This is a genomic window from Tabrizicola sp., assembly GCF_030373185.1.
GTDB lineage: Bacteria > Pseudomonadota > Alphaproteobacteria > Rhodobacterales > Rhodobacteraceae > Tabrizicola.
On sequence record NZ_JAUCZH010000003.1, the window covers coordinates 248,912 to 268,572 of the forward strand.

Annotated in this window: 20 protein-coding genes; 13 read left to right on the plus strand and 7 right to left on the minus strand. The window is 63.0% G+C overall.

Annotation, left to right across the window (positions count from 1 at the left end; genetic code table 11):
* Nucleotides 1–91 precede the first annotated feature (91 nt).
* A complete protein-coding gene (locus tag QUV21_RS07825; RefSeq protein WP_300854070.1) occupies nt 92–1,144 on the minus strand; it encodes a hypothetical protein in 1,053 nt (350 codons plus the stop codon).
* Between the two features lie 15 nt (nt 1,145–1,159).
* The gene (greA, locus tag QUV21_RS07830) at nt 1,160–1,630 is read right to left on the minus strand and encodes a transcription elongation factor GreA (RefSeq protein WP_300854071.1); all 471 of its coding nucleotides are present in this window, start codon (nt 1,628–1,630) and stop codon (nt 1,160–1,162) included.
* A gap of 293 nt (nt 1,631–1,923) precedes the next feature.
* Between greA and QUV21_RS07835 the strand changes: the two genes are divergently transcribed.
* From QUV21_RS07835 to QUV21_RS07845, 3 genes are all read left to right on the plus strand, one after another.
* Nucleotides 1,924–3,570 (plus strand): electron transfer flavoprotein-ubiquinone oxidoreductase, encoded by a 1,647-nt coding sequence (locus QUV21_RS07835; protein WP_300854072.1) that lies wholly within the window; start codon nt 1,924–1,926, stop codon nt 3,568–3,570.
* Nucleotides 3,571–3,689: 119 nt separating this feature from the next.
* On the plus strand, nt 3,690–5,378 hold the full coding sequence (locus tag QUV21_RS07840; protein ID WP_300854073.1) for a tetratricopeptide repeat protein: 1,689 nt from the start codon (nt 3,690–3,692) through the stop codon (nt 5,376–5,378).
* The gene (locus QUV21_RS07845) at nt 5,368–6,243 is read left to right on the plus strand and encodes a 4-(cytidine 5'-diphospho)-2-C-methyl-D-erythritol kinase (protein WP_300854074.1); all 876 of its coding nucleotides are present in this window, start codon (nt 5,368–5,370) and stop codon (nt 6,241–6,243) included. Before QUV21_RS07840 ends, QUV21_RS07845 begins: the two co-directional genes overlap by 11 nt.
* On the opposite strand, the gene fliP is transcribed toward QUV21_RS07845, so the two are convergent.
* The 4 genes from fliP to fliF are packed head-to-tail and all read right to left on the minus strand — an operon-like array spanning nt 6,240 to nt 9,421.
* Nucleotides 6,240–6,941 (minus strand): flagellar type III secretion system pore protein FliP, encoded by a 702-nt coding sequence (fliP, locus tag QUV21_RS07850; protein WP_300854170.1) that lies wholly within the window; start codon nt 6,939–6,941, stop codon nt 6,240–6,242. The genes QUV21_RS07845 and fliP overlap by 4 nt on opposite strands.
* Nucleotides 6,942–6,961: 20 nt before the next feature.
* Complete coding sequence (locus tag QUV21_RS07855) at nt 6,962–7,231, minus strand: FliM/FliN family flagellar motor switch protein (protein WP_300854075.1); 270 nt, start codon at nt 7,229–7,231, stop codon at nt 6,962–6,964.
* A complete protein-coding gene (locus QUV21_RS07860) occupies nt 7,224–7,823 on the minus strand; it encodes a flagellar biosynthesis protein (RefSeq protein ID WP_300854076.1) in 600 nt (199 codons plus the stop codon). The genes QUV21_RS07855 and QUV21_RS07860 overlap by 8 nt, the downstream gene beginning before the upstream one ends.
* The gene (gene fliF, locus QUV21_RS07865; RefSeq protein ID WP_300854077.1) at nt 7,823–9,421 is read right to left on the minus strand and encodes a flagellar basal-body MS-ring/collar protein FliF; all 1,599 of its coding nucleotides are present in this window, start codon (nt 9,419–9,421) and stop codon (nt 7,823–7,825) included. Before fliF ends, QUV21_RS07860 begins: the two co-directional genes overlap by 1 nt.
* Nucleotides 9,422–9,535: 114 nt before the next feature.
* Between fliF and QUV21_RS07870 the strand changes: the two genes are divergently transcribed.
* From QUV21_RS07870 to QUV21_RS07915, 10 genes are all read left to right on the plus strand, one after another.
* On the plus strand, nt 9,536–10,018 hold the full coding sequence (locus QUV21_RS07870; protein WP_300854078.1) for a flagellar basal body-associated protein FliL: 483 nt from the start codon (nt 9,536–9,538) through the stop codon (nt 10,016–10,018).
* 11 nt (nt 10,019–10,029) lie between these two features.
* Nucleotides 10,030–10,437 (plus strand): hypothetical protein, encoded by a 408-nt coding sequence (locus tag QUV21_RS07875; RefSeq protein WP_300854079.1) that lies wholly within the window; start codon nt 10,030–10,032, stop codon nt 10,435–10,437.
* The gene (locus QUV21_RS07880; protein WP_300854080.1) at nt 10,434–11,003 is read left to right on the plus strand and encodes a hypothetical protein; all 570 of its coding nucleotides are present in this window, start codon (nt 10,434–10,436) and stop codon (nt 11,001–11,003) included. Before QUV21_RS07875 ends, QUV21_RS07880 begins: the two co-directional genes overlap by 4 nt.
* Nucleotides 11,004–11,131: 128 nt before the next feature.
* Nucleotides 11,132–12,001 (plus strand): flagellar motor stator protein MotA, encoded by an 870-nt coding sequence (gene motA / locus QUV21_RS07885; protein WP_300854081.1) that lies wholly within the window; start codon nt 11,132–11,134, stop codon nt 11,999–12,001.
* Complete coding sequence (locus tag QUV21_RS07890) at nt 11,998–14,154, plus strand: hypothetical protein (protein WP_300854082.1); 2,157 nt, start codon at nt 11,998–12,000, stop codon at nt 14,152–14,154. Before motA ends, QUV21_RS07890 begins: the two co-directional genes overlap by 4 nt.
* Nucleotides 14,155–14,231: 77 nt before the next feature.
* The gene (locus tag QUV21_RS07895) at nt 14,232–14,903 is read left to right on the plus strand and encodes a transglycosylase SLT domain-containing protein (protein WP_300854083.1); all 672 of its coding nucleotides are present in this window, start codon (nt 14,232–14,234) and stop codon (nt 14,901–14,903) included.
* Nucleotide 14,904: 1 nt separating this feature from the next.
* Nucleotides 14,905–16,980 (plus strand): flagellar biosynthesis protein FlhA, encoded by a 2,076-nt coding sequence (gene flhA, locus QUV21_RS07900; protein WP_300854084.1) that lies wholly within the window; start codon nt 14,905–14,907, stop codon nt 16,978–16,980.
* Nucleotides 16,977–17,759 (plus strand): flagellar biosynthetic protein FliR, encoded by a 783-nt coding sequence (locus QUV21_RS07905; RefSeq protein WP_300854085.1) that lies wholly within the window; start codon nt 16,977–16,979, stop codon nt 17,757–17,759. The genes flhA and QUV21_RS07905 overlap by 4 nt, the downstream gene beginning before the upstream one ends.
* Nucleotides 17,756–18,838, plus strand: coding sequence for a flagellar biosynthesis protein FlhB (locus tag QUV21_RS07910; protein ID WP_300854086.1), 1,083 nt, complete (start codon nt 17,756–17,758; stop codon nt 18,836–18,838). Before QUV21_RS07905 ends, QUV21_RS07910 begins: the two co-directional genes overlap by 4 nt.
* Nucleotides 18,835–19,176 carry a hypothetical protein gene (locus QUV21_RS07915; protein ID WP_300854087.1) on the plus strand — a complete coding sequence of 114 codons (342 nt, stop codon included), beginning with the start codon at nt 18,835–18,837 and terminating at the stop codon, nt 19,174–19,176. Before QUV21_RS07910 ends, QUV21_RS07915 begins: the two co-directional genes overlap by 4 nt.
* Here QUV21_RS07915 and QUV21_RS07920 read toward each other — a convergent pair.
* Nucleotides 19,173–19,661, minus strand: a complete 489-nt coding sequence (locus tag QUV21_RS07920; RefSeq protein WP_300854088.1) for a flagellar basal body-associated FliL family protein — start codon at nt 19,659–19,661, stop codon at nt 19,173–19,175. The genes QUV21_RS07915 and QUV21_RS07920 overlap by 4 nt on opposite strands.

A 19,661-nucleotide genomic window follows, 5' to 3' on the forward strand; every position in this document is an offset into this window, starting at 1 on the left:
GGCATGACCCGGCATGAAAGGAACGGACGCCCAGAATCCCGATCTGTAGAGGGATAGATTTCCAGCGCGTGCCTGAAAGGGCGACAGCCGTTCAATCGAAGGTGCCGGTCACCCTGCCAAGCAGCATGAAGGCCCGGGCCGTGCGGGTGTCTGACAGGTCGGCAAGTTCCGCATCGGTCGCATTCGGCTCGAACGCGGCGAAGGTCTTGTCGAAGCTGCGCAGGAAATGGTGAGCGGCGTCACGGAAGACCGGGTCGGCCTTCATCCGCGCATTGGCAAGGGCAAGGCAGCTTCGATCCCGGATCCCGCCAAGCGCGGCGATGGACCGCCCGCGCTCGCCAGCGGCAAAGCGCCGCCAAAGCTCGGGCCGGGACAATTCTGGCGTCAGGTCATCCATGTAGATGCCATCCTGGCTAAGCAGTGTCAGAACATCCTGCGCGGCGCGGATCAGCTTGGCGACTGTTCGGTCCTCCAGTGCCAGACGCAGAGCCCGGAAGCCGTCCTTGTCATCCGGTGTTTCAGGAAATTGCAGGGCGCGGATGAAATCGGCCACGGAAAGCGGCGCGCGCAGATCCTCGGCCGGACTGCCAAGGGCGAGCCCGGGCTGTTCGGCCCCCGGTTCGGCCTTCGGCGCGGCAAGGGCAGCCTTGCGGTCTGCCGAAGGCACAGTCAGCGCAACATCGCGGCGCGAGGTGAATGTCGCAAGCACCGTTTCCGCCTGCCGCGTAACGGCAGCGATCTCGTCGATCTTGCGTTCGACCGAGGAGATTCCAGCCGGCTGCGGGGGTATCTGCGACTGTGTCTGGACATAGCTTGTCCGCATCGCATCGACCGTAGCCTGTAGCCGCGCCGCCTCGGCGCGAAGTTCGCGCACCGACCGCAGCGTGATGACCACGACCCAGATCAGAGCAATTGGCAGAAAGACCATCAACAGGGTCAGCACCAGACCAAAGGTCTGTGCGTCGCTGCCGGGCGGAGCGATCAGGACATAGACAAGGATCAACAGCGCCCAGATCAGGGTCAGGATCGCGCCCGCGATTTCCATTCCCCTGCCGGACCTTTCCTTCTGGCTTGGCAAAAGGCCAAGGCCAGCGTCCCTTGCGGGGCCGGTATCCTTTCTGAGCGGGTCTTGAGCCGGCTTCATCAGGGCCTCGCCTGATCAGAGGTAGCGAATCGACAGGATTTCGTAAGACCGCGTGCCGCCGGGAGTCTTCACATCGACGGAATCGCCCTCTTCCTTCCCGATCAAGGCACGGGCAAGGGGGGAGCGGATGTTCAGAAGGCCGCTTTCAATGTCGGCCTCGGTCTCACCAACGATCTGATAGGTCTTTTCATCACCATTATCTTCGTCGGATACCGTCACAGTGGCACCGAACTTGATCGAGCCGGACAGGCGCGTCGGGTCAATCACGTCCGCCAGCGACAGTGTTCCCTCGATCTCCTTGATGCGCCCTTCGATGAAGCCCTGCTTTTCGCGGGCAGCATGATATTCGGCGTTTTCCGACAGGTCGCCATGCTCACGCGCTTCTGCGATGTCACGGATGATGGCCGGACGGTCAACCGTCTTCAGCTGCTTCAGTTCTTCATCCAGCGCGGTGTAGCCGCGCCGGGTCATCGGGATCTTTTCCATCAGTCTTCCACACGAAAAGAAGAAGTCACGGACCGTTTTTCGACCCATGACTTCGGACTTGTCTTGCAACTACCTGATCCGATGGGGCGTGCAATTGCAAGGGGGCATGCCGGGGACAGGCGGCGCGTCGTCGCAGCCGGGACAGAAAGTTTCATTCCCGGATGGCGTCTTGGCGTGATGTTGCGTCATGGTTGACCTCGGGGCCACCTTGCGGCAACAGGATGTCCGCAGAAAGCCGGCGTTTCCTGAGGGAAAATCGGTGGGCGAGCGGTGACGACCGGGAAGGACAAGCGATGACTGCGATCCAGCGCGAGAAGATGGACTATGATGTGGTGATCGTCGGGGCGGGGCCTGCCGGTCTTTCCGCCGCGATCAGGCTGAAGCAGCTGGACGCCGACCTTTCGGTCGTCGTGCTGGAAAAAGGGTCCGAGGTCGGCGCGCATATCCTTTCTGGCGCGGTGCTGGACCCTTCAGGCCTTGATGCGCTGCTGCCCGACTGGCGCGGCATGGATGCGCCGATCAAGGTGCCGGTGACCGAAGACAACTTCTACATGCTTGGCCCCGCCGGGCAGATCCGCATCCCGAACTGGCCGATGCCGCCCTTGATGTCGAACCACGGCAACTACATCGTCAGCATGGCGAATGTCTGCCGCTGGATGGCGGGCGTGGCCGAAGGTCTGGGGGTAGAGATTTTCCCCGGCATGGCGTGCAGCGAGCTTGTGTTCGAGGGCGATACCGTTGTCGGCGTCGTTGCGGGCGAATTTGGCCGTGACCCTGAAACGCGCGAGCCGGGGCCATCCTATGAACCGGGGATGGAACTGCGCGGCAAATATGTCTTCCTGTCGGAAGGCGTGCGCGGCAGCCTGTCCAAGCAGGTGATCGAGAAATACCAGCTTTCCAAAGGCAAATGCCCGCAGAAATTCGGCCTTGGCATGAAGGAAATCTGGGAGATTGATCCTGAGAAGCACCGTGAAGGGACAGTCACGCATACGATGGGCTGGCCGCTTGGCAAGAATGCCGGCGGTGGCAGCTTCATCTATCATCTTGAGAACAATCAGGTCTATGTCGGCTTCGTGGTTCACCTCAACTATGAAAACCCGCATCTTTACCCCTATATGGAATTCCAGCGCTTCAAGCATCACCCGATGGTGGCCGAGCTTTTGAAGGGCGGAAAGCGCGTGGCCTATGGCGCGCGGGCAATCAGCGAAGGGGGCTGGCAGTCCATTCCGAAGATGGTTGCGCCGGGTGTGGCGCTTCTGGGATGTTCGGCGGGCCTCGTGAACGTGCCGCGCATCAAGGGCAACCACAACGCGATGCTGTCGGGCATTGCGGCGGCAGAGGCGGCCAATGCGGCGATCAAGGCCGGGCGTCAGGGCGACGAGCTTGACAGCTATGAAGCCTCGGTTCGCAGCGGGCCGATTGCGAAAGACCTGAAGAAGGTACGCAATGTCAAACCCTTGTGGTCGCGCTATGGGCTGGTTGCCAGCCTGATGGGCGGCGGCGTGGACATGTGGCTCAACACTGTGGGGCTGACGGCCTTTGGCACGCTGCGCCACGGCAAATCCGACGCGGCGGCGACGGGGCTGGCCAAGGACCACAAGGTGATCGACTACCCCAAGCCCGACGGCAAGCTGTCGTTTGACCGGCTGACCAACGTGGCCTTCAGCTTTACCAACCATGACGAGGCCCAGCCCGCGCATCTGGTGCTGAAGGACACGTCGGTTCCTATCGGGATCAACCTGCCGAAATACGCCGAGCCGGCGCAGCGCTATTGCCCGGCAGGGGTCTATGAGGTGATCGGCGAGGGCGAGGCCGCGCGCTTCCAGATCAATTTTCAGAACTGCGTCCACTGCAAGACCTGCGACATCAAGGATCCCAGCCAGAACATCAACTGGACCACGCCAATGGGCGGGGGCGGGCCGAACTATCCCAACATGTAGGCGGTCTCACGAAAGGTTGTCCGTCCGTGGCGTTCTGGCGCCACGGGCCGGGAGGCGGTCCATTGCCTTGGCAGGGCCGGGCCGCTAGCTTTCCGGGCAAGTCCCCCGGAGGAAGTTCAATGTTGCATATCGTTTCCCGCACCCTGACCGCGCTGGTGCTTGCTGCGGCGATCGGGTCGCCGCTTCGGGCCGAGGGGGAGGGCGATGCCGGGGCCTATCTGGCCGCGCGGGTCGCGGAATCGCAGAACGATTTCCGCGCGGCTGCCGGCTGGTATGGCAAGGCGATCCTTTCGGATTCCGGCAACCCGCAACTGCTTGAGGGCGCGATCCTTGCCGAACTGGCAAACGGAAACCTTGCCATTGCTACCGAGGCCGCGCGCATCCTGAAGGCGCTGGGCGGAGAGACAAGCCAGCTTGGCGAGTTCGCGCTCTTGGCCGATGAGGCAAGCCGCGAGGATTATGCGGCCCTTCTGGTCTCTTTCGATGCGGGGCGCGACCTTGGGGATCTGGTCGATGAACTGGTCATCGCCTGGGCCAAGGTGGGCGAAGGCAAGATGTCAGAGGCGTTGGCCACGTTTGACGCGGTGACCCAAACCAACGGGCTTGAGGCCTTTGGCTACTATCACAAGGCGCTGGCGCTCGCCTCGGTCGGTGATTTCGAGGGCGCTGACGCCATCTTGTCGGGCCGTGCAGCAGGGCCGATTTTCGTCATGCGGCGTGGAATCTTTGCGCATGCGCAGATTCTCAGCCAACTGGAACGGAACGCCGACGCAGTGGCCCTATTGGACCGGTCGTTCGGGACGGGGCCGGACCCGATCATCGACCCCGTGCGTCGGCGGCTGGAGGCGGGCGAGCCGCTGCCCTTCGAGACGGTGCGGTCAGCGCGCGACGGGATCGCCGAGGTGTTCTACACCGTCTCGACCGCGCTGAATGGCGATGCCGACGCGGTCTACACCCTGTTGCATCTTCGGGTGGCGGGGTTTCTGCGGCCAGACCATTCGGATGCGCTGTTGTTGACGGCGGACGTGCTGGAATCGCTTGGTCAGCACCAGTTGGCGGTTGATACCTATGCGCTTTTCCCGGCCGAAGACCCTTCCTATGTCTCGGCTGAAATCGGGCGGGCCGGGTCGCTGCGGTCGCTTGGCAAATCCGACGCGGCAATCGAGGCGCTTCAATCGCTTGCGCGCAGCCATGGCGGTTACCTGGGCGTGCAGTTTGCGCTGGGCGACATCCTTCGAATGGAGGAACGCTTTGACGAGGCCGAAATCGCCTATGGCGCGGCCATCGACCTGTTGCCAGAGATCACGGAAAGGGACTGGGTTCTGTTCTTCTATCGCGGCATAAGTCACGAACAATCAAAGGACTGGGACGCCGCCGAAGCCGATTTCCGCCGCGCGCTGGAGCTGAACCCGTCGCAGCCGCAGGTGTTGAATTATCTTGGCTACGGGCTGGTGGACCGGGGCGAAAAGCTGGACGAAGCCCTTGGCATGATCGAACGCGCCGTCGCCGCTGACCCGAACAAGGGCTATATCATCGACAGTCTGGCATGGGCCTATTTCCGGCTGGGCCGCTATGAAGAGGCGCTGGAACCAATGGAACGCGCATCCTTGCTGGAGCCGGTCGATCCGATCGTGACCGACCATCTGGGCGATGTCTACTGGATGGTGGGCCGCAAGCTTGAGGCGCAGTTTCAATGGCGTCGCGCGCTGTCGTTTGACCCGACCGAAAAGGATGCCGAACGGATACTGCGCAAGCTGGACATCGGTCTTGACGCGGTGATGGCCGAAGAGGCCGGGGATGCCAACTGACCTTGAAGCCTCGGATGATGTCCCGCTTGCCGCCGAATTTGCCCCGGCCAAGGTCAATCTTTGTCTGCATGTCACGGGGCGGCGCGACGACGGCTACCATCTGCTGGACAGTCTGGTGGTCTTTGCCGGGGTCGGTGACCGGGTAACCGCTCTGCCCGGCAAGGGCCTTACCCTTGTGCTGACCGGCCCTGAAGCGGTGGCGCTTTCGGTGGAGGACGACAACCTTGTCCTGCGTGCTGCGCGGGCCATGGGCGTAAAAAGCGCGGAACTGAGGCTTTGGAAGGCGCTGCCGGTGGCTTCGGGTATCGGTGGGGGGTCGGCGGATGCGGCGGCCAGCTTGCGGGCGCTGTCGCGTTTGACCGGACAGGCGTTGCCCGGCCCGGCAGAGGTTCTGGCGCTTGGGGCGGATGTTCCGGTCTGTCTGGCGGGCAAGCCGTCACGGATGGCGGGCGTGGGCGAGCTACTGACAGGCCTGCCGCCGTTGCCGGAATTCTGGCTTGTGCTGGCCAATCCGCGCGTGCCGGTGCCGACGCCCCGTGTCTTTTCTGCGCTGACGCAGCGGGAAAACCCGGTCGTTCCGGGCCTTCCCGCAGCCGCCCTGCGCTCGGCAGAGCATCTTGCCCGCTGGCTTGCGCAGATGACGCGGAATGATCTTGTTACTCCGGCCAACGTGGTGGCACCCGTTCTTGCACAGGTGCAATCGGCGCTGGCGGCGCTGCCCGGCTGCCTGCTGGCGCGCATGTCGGGTTCGGGCGCCACACATTTCGGGATGTTCGCCAGCGCAGCCCAAGCCGAGTCTGCCGCCGCAGCCTTGCGTGCCGAGCATCCCGGCTGGTGGGTGGCCACTGCCAAGGTGCTGGACTAGAAATAGCTGCGCACCAGCGCGCCAGAGATCAGCGCCCAGCCATCCGCCACCACAAAGAACGCCAGCTTGAACGGCAGGGAAACCACGGCAGGCGGGACCATCATCATCCCCATCGACATCAGGATCGCGGCGACCACCAGATCGATGATCAGGAAGGGCAGGAAGATCATGAAGCCAATCTCGAAGGCGCGCTGGATCTCGGACAAAAGGAACGACGGAACCAGCAGCGAAAGGGGCGCCTCGGCCGGGGGCAGCGGGGGTGTGGCGCGAAGATCCTGAAGGGTGAGGAACGTCTCCGGATCCACCCGCAGCGCCATGAAGGTGCGGAAGGGGGCGAGTGCGGCCTGGAGGGCGGGGCCAACCTCCATCTGGCCATTGGTCATCGGCTCGATCCCGGTGACCCAGGCCTCGGTAAAGACCGGGTCCATCACATACCAGGTCAGAAACAGCGCCAGGCTGATGATCAGCATGTTCGGCGGGGCCTGCTGCAACCCGATGGCTTGCCGCAGGATCGACAGCACCGTGACGATGAAGGGAAAGCAGGTGACCATCACCGCCAGCCCCGGCACGATGCTGAGAAGGGTGATCAACAGCAGAAGCTGCACGGACCGCAGCGACAGCGAATTGTCCTGACCAAGGCTGATCGACAGTTCCTGCGCCAGCGCCGGGCTTGCCATCAGCAATAGCGCCAACGTCATCGCAGGGGTCAGGCTGCGGGTCACAGACCACCGCGCAGATTGGCAACCTCGGTGAGGCGCACCGCAAGCTGGCCCGCGTTTTCCCCCTCAAGCTCGGTCAGTTCGCCGCGGGCGATCAGACGGTCGCCAACGTAAAGCTCCACCGGATCGTCCACGCGGCGATCCAGTTGCAGGACTGCATCCTTTGACAGGCGCAACAGATCCCGCACCAGAGGGCGGGCGCGGCCGACCGAAATGGTTACTTCGATCGGCACCTGGCTGAAGGGATTCTGGTCGGACAGGTCATCCATGGGGAGTCTCCTCGGTGGTCAGGCTGAAAAAGCCCCTGACGGCGGCGGTGATATCGGCGGTGACCTGGGTCAGATCGACCTTGGTCTCGGCGGGACCGAAGCGGATGTAGACCTGACCTTCCCCCAGCGAAGGTTCTTCCTCGATCTGCATCGGAAGACCGGTTGCCTGTGCGACAAGCCCCTCTACCCGGTCGCGCACGGCAGGATTTAGAACCAGCGTCAGCGGCGCATCGGCCAGATCGTCTGCCATCGGCATCAGCGCATCAAGGACGGTCGGCGCCAGCGTTTCGCGCGCCACTTCGGGTAACAGGCGGTTGGTCATCTCAAGGATCAGCGGGCGGATCGCTTGCAAGACATGGCCGCGCGCGTCCTGAAAGGTGAAGGCAAGGCTTTGCAGGTTGCGCGCCAGATCGGCGGATATGCGGCTCTGGTCTTCCTGCTGGGCCGCGGCTGCATCTTCCCAGCCTGCGGAATAGCCCTGTTCGAACGAAGCGATCTTGGCTTCCTCTGCTGCGCTTGCCTCGACCAGTGGCTGAGGGCTACCGTCCGCCGCAGTTGCGGTGTCAAAGATTTCAAGCCGAAGGGCGGGCATCAGGCGCGCTCCTCTTCGGTTTCCATCCAGCCACGCAGAATTTCGATCGATTCGGTCTGGCGTTGTTCGATCAGGCGGCGAAGGCGGGAGGCGGGGTCATCCTCGCCATCTTCCCCCGCCGTATCGCGCGAAGATCCCGGATAGCCGGGTATGGCAAAGCCGGTCTCCACCTCGCCATCAAGGGCCGCGCCTGCAAAACCTGCGGCAGGTGGCAAGGCGAGCGTCGGGCCGGTTGGTGCAAGCGCGGGCCGGTTGGCCGAGGTCAGGATCGGACGCAGCACGAACAGGCCAAGGACAAGCGCAACCAGTGCCAGCACCGCCGTCTGGACCATCGACATCACGTCAAGCGGCCCGATCTGTGGCAGAAAGCTGCTGCTGGCCTCCGTCCCGAAGGGGGATGTAAGCTCCTGAAACTCCAATGATTTCAGCGTCAGGATATCACCGCGCGCCTCGTCCAGGCCGACGGCAGAGGCGACAAGCTCCCGCAGGGTGGCAAGCTCTTCCTCGGGGCGGGGTGTCCAGCTGCGGGTGCCATCGGCGGCGATGCTGACTACACCATCGACCATCACGGCCACAGTCATCCGGCGGGTTGCGCCAGGGTTTCGCAAGATCTCGCGCTGGGTTTCCGACACTTCGTAGTTGATCCGCTCACGCGTTTCCGAAGTCTGACTTTGCCCTTGGGCGCCTGCCGCCGCGTCCCCTTCGGGCAGGTTTGATGCCACGGTCACATTGCCCCCCGGATCGGTTGAACTGCCCGTGCGTTCTTCAGTTTCGGACGAGATCGCGACGCGGCCTTGCGGGTCAAAGCTGCGTTCGGTGATGGATTCGCGATCTGACACCAGATCAACGGCCACCTCGACCACGGCCTTGCCCGGACCGACCCTTGCGGCAAGCAGCCGTTCGACATTGCCCTTGATCGCGGCGGCCCGGTCGGCGGCATCTCTGCCATCGAACCCGGCCGTTTCCTGCCCCCCGATCAGGCCTGCGACAGTGTCGATGATCTGCACTGCATCGGGCTGCATGCCCGCGACTGCGCTGGCGACCATGTGCCGGATCGCACGCGCCTGACTTTCCGAAAGCGCGCCCGAAGTGGTGGTAACCGTGACCGAAGCCGAGGCCTGGGTTGCGTTTTGAAAGGTGCGGGTGGGCGCGCTGGCGATATGAACGCGGGCGGCCCTTATCTCCGGCAGGGCCAGCAAGGTGCGGGCAAGCTCACCTTCCTTGGCGCGCCAATAGGCGGCGTCGAACATCTGCGACGTGGTCCCGAAGCCCGACAGATTATCGAGCAGTTCATAGCCCCCGCCCCCCGCCGCAGGCAGCCCCTCCGAGGCCAGTGCCATCCGCAAGCTGTCACGTTGCGCCGCGTCAACAAGGATCGAATCGCGCGCCACTTCGTAGGCCACCCCGCGCTGGTCCAGCGCGGTAACGACTTCCCCTGCGGCGGCGGGTTCGAGGCCCGCATATAGCAGCACCATATCTGGCTGCGCGGCCATGCGGCTTAGGCCAAGGACCGCGGCGAACATGGCAAGCGTCGCGCCGACGATGATTATCCTGCGGCGCAGGTCGAGGGTGGACCAGATGGCGATCACGTTCTGCAAGGCGAATCTCCGGCACGGCGGTTCTGCCGATGCCCGACGATTGACCTAGGCCGCTTAACAATCGGTTAGTGTCCTTCGGCCTATGGTCGCCTTGTCGCAATCAAGGTGCAGGACATGGCAACCGCAGAAGCTACCGCACAGGACACACCGGCCAAACGCTCGAAAAAGCCGATCATGATCGGAATCGTGCTGGCCCTTCTTTTGGGCGGCGGCGGTTTTTTTGCGGCTTGGTCAGGGATGATCCTGCCGGGTAGCGGGCAGACCACCAAGGCGGAGTCTGCGCCCGGGCCACTCAAAGGCATAGCCTTTGTGCCGCTTGAAACAATGATCGTCTCGCTTGGGGCCGATTCGGGCAGCAAGTATCTGCGCTTTACCGCGCAGGTCGAAGTTGTCGACACGGCGGCGGCGGATGTGACCTTGCTGGCCCCGCGCATCCTTGATGTGCTCAACAGCTATCTTCGTGCCATCGACACCGCTTCGATCGAAGATCCTCAAGCCATGGCCCGGCTGCGCGCGCAAATGCTTCGGCGGATCCAGATTGTTACCGGTGAAGGCCGGGTGCGCGATCTGCTGATCACCGAATTCGTTCTGAACTGACGAGGGGAAGAATGGATCTCATCGCGGATATTCTTCTGGTGGCCGGGTCTTTCGGGGCTGGGGTCTACTGCTACGTCCTGTCGGAAAGGCTCAAGCGTTTCACCACGCTTGAAACCGGCATGGGCGGGGCAATAGCCGTCTTGTCGGCGCAGGTTGATGACATGACCGTCGCGTTGGAAAAGGCGCGTGGGGCTGCGAACGGCTCTGCCGAAAGCCTGGAGGAACTGACGGTTCGGGGCGAAGCAGTGGCCAAGCGGCTGGAACTGCTCGTGGCCTCGTTGCACGATCTGCCCGAACCCCAATCCAGATCGGCAGAATCCCCTGCCGCCCCGGCAACCGATGACGCGCCCGAAGACGAACGGCGCTTGCGGTTTGTTCGCCGTCGCGCTGGGCGGGACACGCTTGAGGCCGCGCAATGAGCAGTCGCCGACGCGTTGGCCGGGGAACATTGTTCATCGTGGCGATGCTGTTCGCTGCATCGGGGGCGCTACGGCTTGGCTCTGGTATCGGCGTGGCGCTTGCCAATGCCGACGACCCGCCAGCCTCGACGATGGCGCTCACTGAGCCTGCTGCCTGCGAAACGCCGATGGCGCTGACTGATGCAATTCGGCTGCGTGAAGAGCGGGTCATCGTGCAGGAAGCCGCCTTGCAGGACCGTCTTGCCGCACTTGCACTGGCGGATGCGGCGATTGCCGAACGGTTGGTCCAGATGCAGGCAATGGAGGCCGAGCTGAAGGCAACGCTCGCGTTTGCAGATGGTGCCGCCGAGGCTGACATCGCGCGGCTGACTGCAGTCTATCAGGCAATGAAGCCCAAGGACGCGGCTGCCCTGTTCGAAGCCATGTCCCCCGATTTTGCCGCCGGATTTCTGGGGCGCATGTCTCCCGAATCAGCCGCCGCAATCCTTTCCGGCATGTCCGCCGAAGCGGCCTATGGCGTCAGCGTCATCGTGGCCGGACGAAACGCAAGCGCCCCGAAGGACTGACGGCCCCGAAAGACTGACGGCCCCGAAAGACTGACCGCCGCAGTTTCTGTCCCGAATCCCGGCGCCTGGTGAGAGAAACTTAACCCCGCCCCCTGATACTGCTGGAAACAACTTTCACAGGACCCGAAATGCTTGGCCTGATCGGCATCGCTGTCATCCTCATCATGGTCTTCGGCGGCTACATGCTGGCCGGGGGGAAGATGGGCATCATCCTCAAGGCGCTGCCGTTCGAGATGATCATGATCGGCGGTGCGGCGGTGGGTGCGTTCCTGATCGCCAATGACATGGCAGCCGTGAAACACACGGTACGCGATGTAGGCAAAGTTTTCAAAGGCCCCAAATGGAAGCCCGAAGACTACCGTGACCTGCTTTGCCTTCTGTTCGAACTGATCCGTCTTGCCCGGGCCAACCCCGTGGCACTTGAGGAACATATCGAGTCTCCGGCGACTTCGGCGATTTTCGCCAAATACCCGCGCGTCCAGAATGACCATGAAGCGATGGATCTCATTTGCGATACCCTGCGCGCCGCTTCAATGAACTATGACGATCCACACCAGGTTGAAGAAGTGCTGGACAAGCGTATGGAAGCGACGCTGCACCACGCGATGCATTCAAGTCACGCGTTGCAGACCGTTGCGGACGCACTTCCGGCGCTGGGGATCGTCGCGGCCGTTCTGGGCGTGATCAAGACCATGGGGTCAATCGACCAGCCGCCCGAAGTGCTGGGCAAGATGATTGGCGGCGCTCTGGTCGGGACGTTCCTTGGCGTCTTTCTTGCTTATGGGCTGATGGGTCCGTTCGCGGCGCGGGTGAAGTCCGTGGTGGAGGAGGATATTCATTTCTACCATCTGATCCGTGAGGTTCTGATCGCAAACCTGCACCGCCATCCGCCGAATATCTGCATCGAAGTCGGTCGCCAGAACACCCCGCATCAGGTCCGCCCGGGCTTCAGTGAACTGGAGGAGGCGATGCGCGCCCTCAAGCAGGACGCCGCATGATCCGGCTGCTGGCCACCCTTGCACTTCTTGCCACCCCCGCTGTGGCCGAGACGGCACGGGTGATCTCGGGGGAACATGCGAATTTCACACGGCTTGTGGTGGAACTGCCCGCTGAGGCTGAATGGACAGTGGGTCGCACGCCGATGGGATATGCATTCGCGTCTGGTGCAGAGGCCCAACCTGACTATGACCTGTCGCGCGTATGGCAGCGGATTCCGAGAACCCGCCTGCAAGCCCTTCGCGTTGATGCAGGCACGGGGATCCTCCAGTTGATGCTTGCCTGCGCCTGCCACGTCTTTCCTTTCGAATATCGTCCCGGGATGGTGGTGCTGGACATCAAGGACGGACCCGCGCCCCCGGGATCGGCGTTCGAGGATGCCTTCACTGTTCCCGACCGCAGCGAGCCAGAGCCGCCATTGGCTGCCACGGAAATGGCCACCTATGACTGGCTGAACATCGGACAACGGACGACCGCGGCGGGGGCGGATCTTCTGTCCGGATCGCTGCCAGCGGCCGGGGTGATTACACTTGATCCCTTGCGGGACGAGCTGCTGGAACAGATCAGTCGCGGTGCCGCCGGAGGCGTCATCGACATGCAACTTCCCGGCAAGCCGCCCAGGACGGAACCGGCAGCACCCAGAGATTTTCCCTGGGCGCGGATCAGCATCGGTGAGATGCCGGGATTGCGGGTAACGGACCCGAAAATCCCGCCAGATGCGCTTTTGCCAGACGGCGGTGCCTGCTTGCCGGATGATGTTCTGGCCCTTCCGGAATGGGGGGCTGGTCGCACTCCGCTTGATCTTCTGACAGAAGCGCGCTCTGGTCTTTATGGTGAGTTTGACGTGGTTGACCCGGCGGCAGTGCTTCAGGCAATCCGGCTGCATCTCTATCTTGGTTTCGGGGCAGAGGCTGCCCAGTACGGTGCCCTTCTTGCAGGGCAAACCCAGCCGGAGGAACTTGCGACCTATCTTTCCATGGCCCGTCTGATTGAAGGATCCCAAGACCCCGGAACCCCGTTTGCCGGCATGCTGTCCTGCGACGGACCTGCCGCACTCTGGGCCGCTCTTGCCCATACGCGCCTGCCGCAAGGCAGAGCCGTCAATAGCGATGCGATCCTGCGCGGCTTTCTGGCGCTGCCGCCACATCTGCGGGCGTTGCTAGGGCCTGGTCTCGCCGAAAAGTTGCAGGAGCGTGGCGATGCAGTTGCGGCCAGAATGATCCGCGACACACTGGCCCGGACGCCAGATATCCAGACAGCCGCCGTTTCGCTTCTGGATGCAACCGCCGAACTCCGAGCGGACAGGCCTGAAAGCGCGCGCGCGCATGCGAGGGCGGCCATCGCAGAGGATGAAGGTAACCCCGATGGTCTGATTGCGCTGGTAGAGACGCATTTCCGGCAGGCTGACCCGTTGCCGCCCGATGTCGCAGCCTCGCTGCGTGCCATTCTCGGCGAAGCCGGGGCGCGCGCCGCCCCACCCGACCAGAACCGGGCGCTTGTACTGGCACTTGCGCTTTCCGGTCAGACGGATGCCGCTTTTGCCACGGCGGATGCGCTTGATCTTGACTCAAGCGATCTTTGGCATGTCGTGCAACGCCTTGCGACTGACGACGCATTCCTGCGTCACGCGGTGCTGCCTGGCAGCGGGCCAGTCCCGGGCATCCGGCCTGTGGTCAGGCTTGCCGTTTCGACACGGCTGGTGGACCTTGGCTTTGCCGAAGCCGGCCTTGCATGGCTGGGCCGGATCGAACCGTCCGACGGCGAAGCAGAGCGAAGGCTTGCCGCGCGGGCGGAACTGGCGCGTGGCGATGCGATCAGGGGGTTAGCGCTTCTGGACGGGCTGACCGATCCCGGGGATGAAGCCTTGCGAGCAACCGCCCTTGTGCAGGTCGGAGCGCTGGTTCGCGCGCGGCAGGCCTATAAAGCTGCCGGAATGACGGATCAGGCAGAGCGCCTTCTGGCATGGGAACGAAACTGGGCCGGGCTACAGGCTGGCGAGTCCGAAATCTGGTCCGATGCGGCCGCCGCTGCCCTGCCCTTCCGGCCGGCAGAGGCTGGCCCACTGGCGCGTGGCGCGGCGCTCGTTGATGACAGCGCCGCTACCCGGGGCGCAGTAGAGACGCTTTTGACCAGCGTTGCCACACCGCTTCCCTGACACCGCTAACCGCTTGGCAAGATTCGTCGCCTAGTCTGCGAAAGCCCTTCGGCAGAATGCCGCGGGAGGAGAGTGGAATGCCCCAGAGCCTGATCATCCGTTCCATCAGATACTCCGTCATCGCAATGCTGCTTTTGTCATCGGCAGGCTCCGCGACTACGGATGCCGCCAATCTTTGCCTGCTGGCCGCAACAGAGGCTGCAAAGCGCAGCGGTGTTCCCCAGGATGTGCTGTTGGCCGTGGCGCTGGTGGAAACAGGCCGACATGGCAGACCCTGGCCCTGGACGATCAATCTTGGTGGCGAGGGCCACTGGCTGGAGTCGGCGCGCGCGGCCGAAAACCTTGTTGCCGATGCCATTGACGCGGGGCTTACCAATATTGATCTGGGCTGCTTCCAGTTGAACTACCGTTGGCATGCAGAAGCCTTCACATCGATAGCAGACATGCTGGACCCGGACCGGAACGCAGCCTATGCCGCCGACTATCTGGCCCAGCACCACGCTGACACGGGCGACTGGTCTGCCGCCGCCGCGGCCTATCATTCCGCCACGCCGGAACACGCCGAACGCTACCGCGCCCGCTTCGAGGCCGTCCTTGCCGATCTTGGTGGTGGTGCGGGCTTTCCCATCCCCAAGACAGCGCAGGATCGCACCAACAGCTTTCCCCTGCTTGTCGCCGGGCAGTCAGGCAGCCGCGGGTCACTGGTGCCGGCCACTGCGGGTAGCCTGCGCCTGATCGGAGGGACGTAAGATGCCCTTTGGCCTGACACTTGGCGCAGCTTTCCGGCCGACGATCCTGCTCGCACTCGGGCTGATGGCGGTGATCGTGATGATGGTCCTGCCAATTCCGGCCTGGCTGCTGGACATCGGTCTTGCTCTTTCTTTTGCCTTGGCGATTCTGATGTTGACGGTCACGCTGTTCATCGACCGCCCACTGGATTTTTCGGCCTTTCCGACGATCCTGCTTGCCTCGCTTTTGCTGCGGCTGTCGCTGAATGTGTCCTCGACCAAGCTGATCATCGGCAATGGCCACAGCGGAACCGATGCTGCCGGCCATGTGATCGAAGGCTTTGCCGAGTTCATCATGGGCGGCAATATCATCCTTGGGCTGGTGATCTTTGTCGTCCTTCTGATCGTCAATTTCATGGTGATCACCAAAGGCGCGGGCCGGATGGCCGAGGTCGGCGCCCGCTTTGCGCTGGACGGGATGCCGGGCCGCCAGCTGGCAATTGATGCCGACATGTCGGCAGGCGCGATTGACCATGCCGAGGCAAAGCGGCGGCGTGAGGTTGAACTGGCCGAGACGAATTTTTTCGGCTCGCTCGACGGTGCGTCGAAATTCGTCAAGGGCGATGCTATCGCCGGCTTGCTGATCACCGTGCTGAACATCGTGGTTGGGCTGATCGTGGGGCTGGTTGTCCACGATCTCGATGCCGCAACCGCGTTTCGTACCTACACGATTCTGACGGTCGGAGACGGCCTTGTCAGCCAGATTCCGGCCGTGATCATTTCGGTCGCGGCAGCGCTTCTTCTGGCCAAGGGCAGCCAGAAGGGCGCGGCTGACGTTTCGTTTTTCGCCCAGCTTGGCCGCTATCCGGGGGCTTTGGGAACGGTTGCCGGGCTGATGGCGCTGTTTGCGATCGTGCCGGGGATGCCGTTCCTGCCGTTCATCCTTGCCGCGCTTGTCCTTGGCGGTGTGGCGGTGATTCAGTCACGCAAGGCCACCAATCTGGCAGAAGTGCCGCCTCCGGCGTTGGAGCCGGCGCGCCCGAAATCCATTGGTGATGTCCTTGATTTTGATGACATCCATATTGAATTTGCGCCCAATCTGGTGGCCATGGTGCTTGATCCGGCCACCGGATTGGACAGTCGGATTGCGAATATGCGCAACCATGTGGCCACCGCTTTCGGCTTCATCCTGCCCGAGATCCGGCTGACCGACGAAGCCGCCCTTGCCGCCGGGCGCTACCGGATCCGCCTGCAAGGGGTGGAACGCGTGTCGGACCGGCTTTTCCCCGACCGCGTGCTGGTCCTGCTGACCGAAGGCACGCCAGCGCCCGATGGCATGGATGTGCAAGAGCCGGTCTATGGCGCGCCCGCCCGCTGGATAAGGCCGGACCAGCAAGAGGATGCGGCGCTGTCCGGCCTGACCGTTGTCTCACCGACCGAAGTCCTGGCCACCCATCTGCTTGAGGTGATGAAATCAAACCTTTCGCGGCTTTTGACTCTGCGCGGTCTGCGGCGGCTCTTGGACGAGTTTGTGAAACTATCAGACCCCGCCCGCGCCGAAGCCAACCGCCGCCTGCTGGATGAGCTTTTGCCCGACAAGGTGCCGATTGACCTTCTGCATGCGGTCTTGCGGCTGCTGCTGGACGAACGGGTATCGATCCGCAACCTGCCGCTGATCCTTGAGGCGGTGGCCGAAGCCCGGCAATTCGGCACGCCCGAGGCGATCTGTGAACATGTCCGCCAACGGCTTGGCTTTCAAATCATTGCCGAGCTGAAACGGCCTGACGGATCGGTTCCTCTGATCCAGCTTGCTCCCGAGTGGGAGAAATCCTTCGCTACCTACCAGATCGACAGTGATCGGGGGCAGCGCGATATCGCCCTGCCGCCTGAACTTTTTGCCCGGCTGGCCAATGGTCTGGCGGAACGGGTGAACCGAGCCGCCGAGACCGGGATCTATCCGGCGCTGGTCACGTCAGTTGCGCGTCGGCGTTTCTTGCGCACGGTGGTGCAGGCGAAGGGCTTGCAGATGCCCGTCCTGTCTTATGAGGAAATCGGGACCGAGGCACGTCCGGCCCTGCTTGGACAGGTGCCGGCATGACGGGGGTGCTGTCTGAGCTGGCGGCGCTTCTGGATCTTGCCGAGGGGCTTTTGTGGGCCGCTGCCCTTGTTTTTGTGCGGATCGGCGCGGTTGTGGCGCTGATGCCGGGCTTTGGCGACGCGGCGGTCCCACAGCGGGTGAAGCTTGGCTTAGTGCTGGCCTTCACCGCCATTGTCGCGCCGATCGTGGCCGAGGATCTGGGTGCAAACGGCCCTGCCCCAGCACTTGCCCCGCTTGCCGGGGAGGCGGTCACGGGCCTTATCCTTGGGGCAGGGATGCGACTTTTTCTTCTGGCCTTGCAGACCGCTGCGGCGATCATCGCGCAGGCCACGACACTTTCGCAACTCTTCGCCGGAGCCGCGCCGGAGCCGCAACCGGCGATCGGCAACCTGTTCCTGATTGCGGGAATTGCGCTTGCGCTGGGGGCGGGTCTGCATGTCCGTGCGGCGGAACTGGTGGTGCTTTCCTACAGCATCCTGCCCGCGGGTGGCTACCCTGATGCCGCTGTGGCCGCGGATTGGGGCCTTGGCCTTGTCCGCCAGACCTTCAGCCTTGCCTTCACCTTGGCCGCGCCTTTCGTCGTCGCCTCGATGGTCTACAATCTTGCGCTTGGTGCAATCAACCGCGCCATGCCGCAGCTTATGGTTTCGATGGTTGGCGCCCCGGCGCTTACGCTTGGCGGCCTTGCCCTGCTTGCGGTGGCGACCCCGATCCTGCTGACCGTCTGGCTGGAGGCGTTCGGGGCCTATCTTGCCAATCCCTTTGCGGGGCAGCCATGAGCGGGGAAGACGACGACAACACCGACAAGGAACACGAAGCCTCGCCACAGAAGCTGATCGAGTCGCGCAAGAAAGGTGACATTGCTCGGTCTGCCGATCTTCTGATGGCGGCTGGCATCGCCGGGTTGGTGCTTGGGCTGGTGGCAATGGGGGGCTGGGTTGTCGAACGGGCCGGAACGGCGGGCGCTGTGCTGCTGGATCAGTCTGACAGTCTGGCGCGGCTGATGGCAACCGGGTCAAGCGGCCCGCTGGGGGGCATTCTGCTGGCCTTTGCCGGGCCGCCACTTGCCCTTCTTTTGATGCCGATGGTCGTCGTCGTTGGCATGATCGTGGTGACCCGGGGCTTTGTCGTTGCCCCGGAACGTGTTGCGCCGAAGCTGTCGCGGATTTCGCCCGTCGCGACGGCAAAGCACAAATTCGGGCCAGAAGGGCTGATGGAATTTGCGAAAAGCGCGGCCAAACTCGGCCTCGTTTCGACGCTGCTTTACCTTTTTCTGGCGTCTCGCCTTGAAGACATTCTGGCGACCATCTACCTGACGCCAGCCCTTTCAACCGCTGTCCTTGCCCGCCTGACGCTGGAGTTTCTGTTCATCCTGCTGCTATTGGCAGCTGCCCTTGGTGGGATCGATTTTCTTTGGCAAATTCACCTCCACCGTCAGCGCAACCGCATGTCCCGCAAGGAATTGATGGATGAATACAAGCAGAGCGAGGGCGATCCACACCTGAAATCCACCCGCCGCCAGCGGGCGCAAGAAGTGGCGACGAACCGCATGCTGGCTGATGTGGCAACCGCCGATGTCGTGGTGGTGAACCCGACCCACTACGCCGTTGCCTTGCGCTGGGACCGGGCGAAAGGCGGGGCTCCGGTATGTGTGGCCAAGGGGGTGGACGAGATTGCCCGCGTGATCCGGGCGCGGGCCGCAGAAAATGGCATCCCCCTGCACAGCGACCCTCCGACCGCGCGGGCGATCTTTGCCACGGTAGACCTTGGGCAAGAGGTCCGGGCTGAACATTACCGCGCAGTCGCGGCCGCCATCCGCTTTGCCGATGCCATGCGCAGGAAGGCGCAAAGATCATGACCCGCAAGCAGGATTTGCAGGCGATCAAAGGCCTGGCTGATCTGGTATTGGATCACCGTCTGGGCGGGCTGCGAGACGCGACCAGACGGCTTGATCTCAGCCGCGCACAGCTTGCGGCGATCAACGCCGAAGAAGCACCTGGCGATCTGCCCCCAGTTGCCGCCGGGATCGTGAATATCGGCTACCAGCGCTGGGCTGATATCCGCCGGGCAGAACTGAACAGTGTGATGGCCCGGCAGTCGGCTGCCGTGATCGAGGCCAGAGCAGACGCTGCAACAGCCTTTGGCAGGGTCGAAGCCTTGCAGGGTGTCGCCCGGCGTTTGGCCGGAAAATCCTAGCTGTCTTGCCGAGCAATGTCGGTGATCAGCACATCCTTGACCGTTGCTCCCAGGATTGTCGCCGCCGCCTCCTTGAGGCTGGTGCGCAGAACCACAAGGTTTGATCCGTCCGTGAAAGAGCCGCTGAAGCCGCCGACATTGGCATGATCGAACAGCACCTGAAGGAAGGTGTCTCGCAGTTTGGGTTCTCGTTCATAGACGGCTTCGCTCATGCCGGTTTCCACCTCCAGCGACAGGGACAGGACCACCATCGCAGCCACCCGGCCTTCCTTTACGACAGGCACGACGAACTGGTTGTTCATCTTGACATATGTCGGAATGCTTTCTGGATCGGCCGGGGCAACGGCCCCGTCCATTGCCGCCGGATCTTCGCCCGGGGTGCCGTGATCCGGCGAGTCATGGGGCGGGCGAAACACAAGCCCGCCACTGACGCCGGCACCTAGCCCAATAAGCGCAAGCAGAATGGGAAGCAATTTTCGGATCAT

Bases quoted from the DNA above. Each gene is read 5' to 3' on its own strand.
- QUV21_RS07840 (WP_300854073.1), top strand. From the start codon at position 3,690: ATGTTGCATATCGTTTCCCGCACCCTGACCGCGCTGGTGCTTGCTGCG.
- QUV21_RS07855 (WP_300854075.1), bottom strand. From the start codon at position 7,231: ATGGATGACCTGTCCGACCAGAATCCCTTCAGCCAGGTGCCGATCGAA.
- fliP (WP_300854170.1), bottom strand. From the start codon at position 6,941: ATGACGTTGGCGCTATTGCTGATGGCAAGCCCGGCGCTGGCGCAGGAA.
- QUV21_RS07915 (WP_300854087.1), top strand. From the start codon at position 18,835: ATGACCCGCAAGCAGGATTTGCAGGCGATCAAAGGCCTGGCTGATCTG.
- flhA (WP_300854084.1), top strand. From the start codon at position 14,905: ATGCCCTTTGGCCTGACACTTGGCGCAGCTTTCCGGCCGACGATCCTG.
- QUV21_RS07860 (WP_300854076.1), bottom strand. From the start codon at position 7,823: ATGCCCGCCCTTCGGCTTGAAATCTTTGACACCGCAACTGCGGCGGAC.
- QUV21_RS07895 (WP_300854083.1), top strand. From the start codon at position 14,232: ATGCCCCAGAGCCTGATCATCCGTTCCATCAGATACTCCGTCATCGCA.
- QUV21_RS07890 (WP_300854082.1), top strand. From the start codon at position 11,998: ATGATCCGGCTGCTGGCCACCCTTGCACTTCTTGCCACCCCCGCTGTG.
- QUV21_RS07910 (WP_300854086.1), top strand. From the start codon at position 17,756: ATGAGCGGGGAAGACGACGACAACACCGACAAGGAACACGAAGCCTCG.
- QUV21_RS07905 (WP_300854085.1), top strand. From the start codon at position 16,977: ATGACGGGGGTGCTGTCTGAGCTGGCGGCGCTTCTGGATCTTGCCGAG.
- QUV21_RS07880 (WP_300854080.1), top strand. From the start codon at position 10,434: ATGAGCAGTCGCCGACGCGTTGGCCGGGGAACATTGTTCATCGTGGCG.
- QUV21_RS07870 (WP_300854078.1), top strand. From the start codon at position 9,536: ATGGCAACCGCAGAAGCTACCGCACAGGACACACCGGCCAAACGCTCG.
- QUV21_RS07835 (WP_300854072.1), top strand. From the start codon at position 1,924: ATGACTGCGATCCAGCGCGAGAAGATGGACTATGATGTGGTGATCGTC.
- greA (WP_300854071.1), bottom strand. From the start codon at position 1,630: ATGGAAAAGATCCCGATGACCCGGCGCGGCTACACCGCGCTGGATGAA.
- QUV21_RS07875 (WP_300854079.1), top strand. From the start codon at position 10,030: ATGGATCTCATCGCGGATATTCTTCTGGTGGCCGGGTCTTTCGGGGCT.
- QUV21_RS07825 (WP_300854070.1), bottom strand. From the start codon at position 1,144: ATGAAGCCGGCTCAAGACCCGCTCAGAAAGGATACCGGCCCCGCAAGG.
- QUV21_RS07845 (WP_300854074.1), top strand. From the start codon at position 5,368: ATGCCAACTGACCTTGAAGCCTCGGATGATGTCCCGCTTGCCGCCGAA.
- motA (WP_300854081.1), top strand. From the start codon at position 11,132: ATGCTTGGCCTGATCGGCATCGCTGTCATCCTCATCATGGTCTTCGGC.
- QUV21_RS07920 (WP_300854088.1), bottom strand. From the start codon at position 19,661: ATGATCCGAAAATTGCTTCCCATTCTGCTTGCGCTTATTGGGCTAGGT.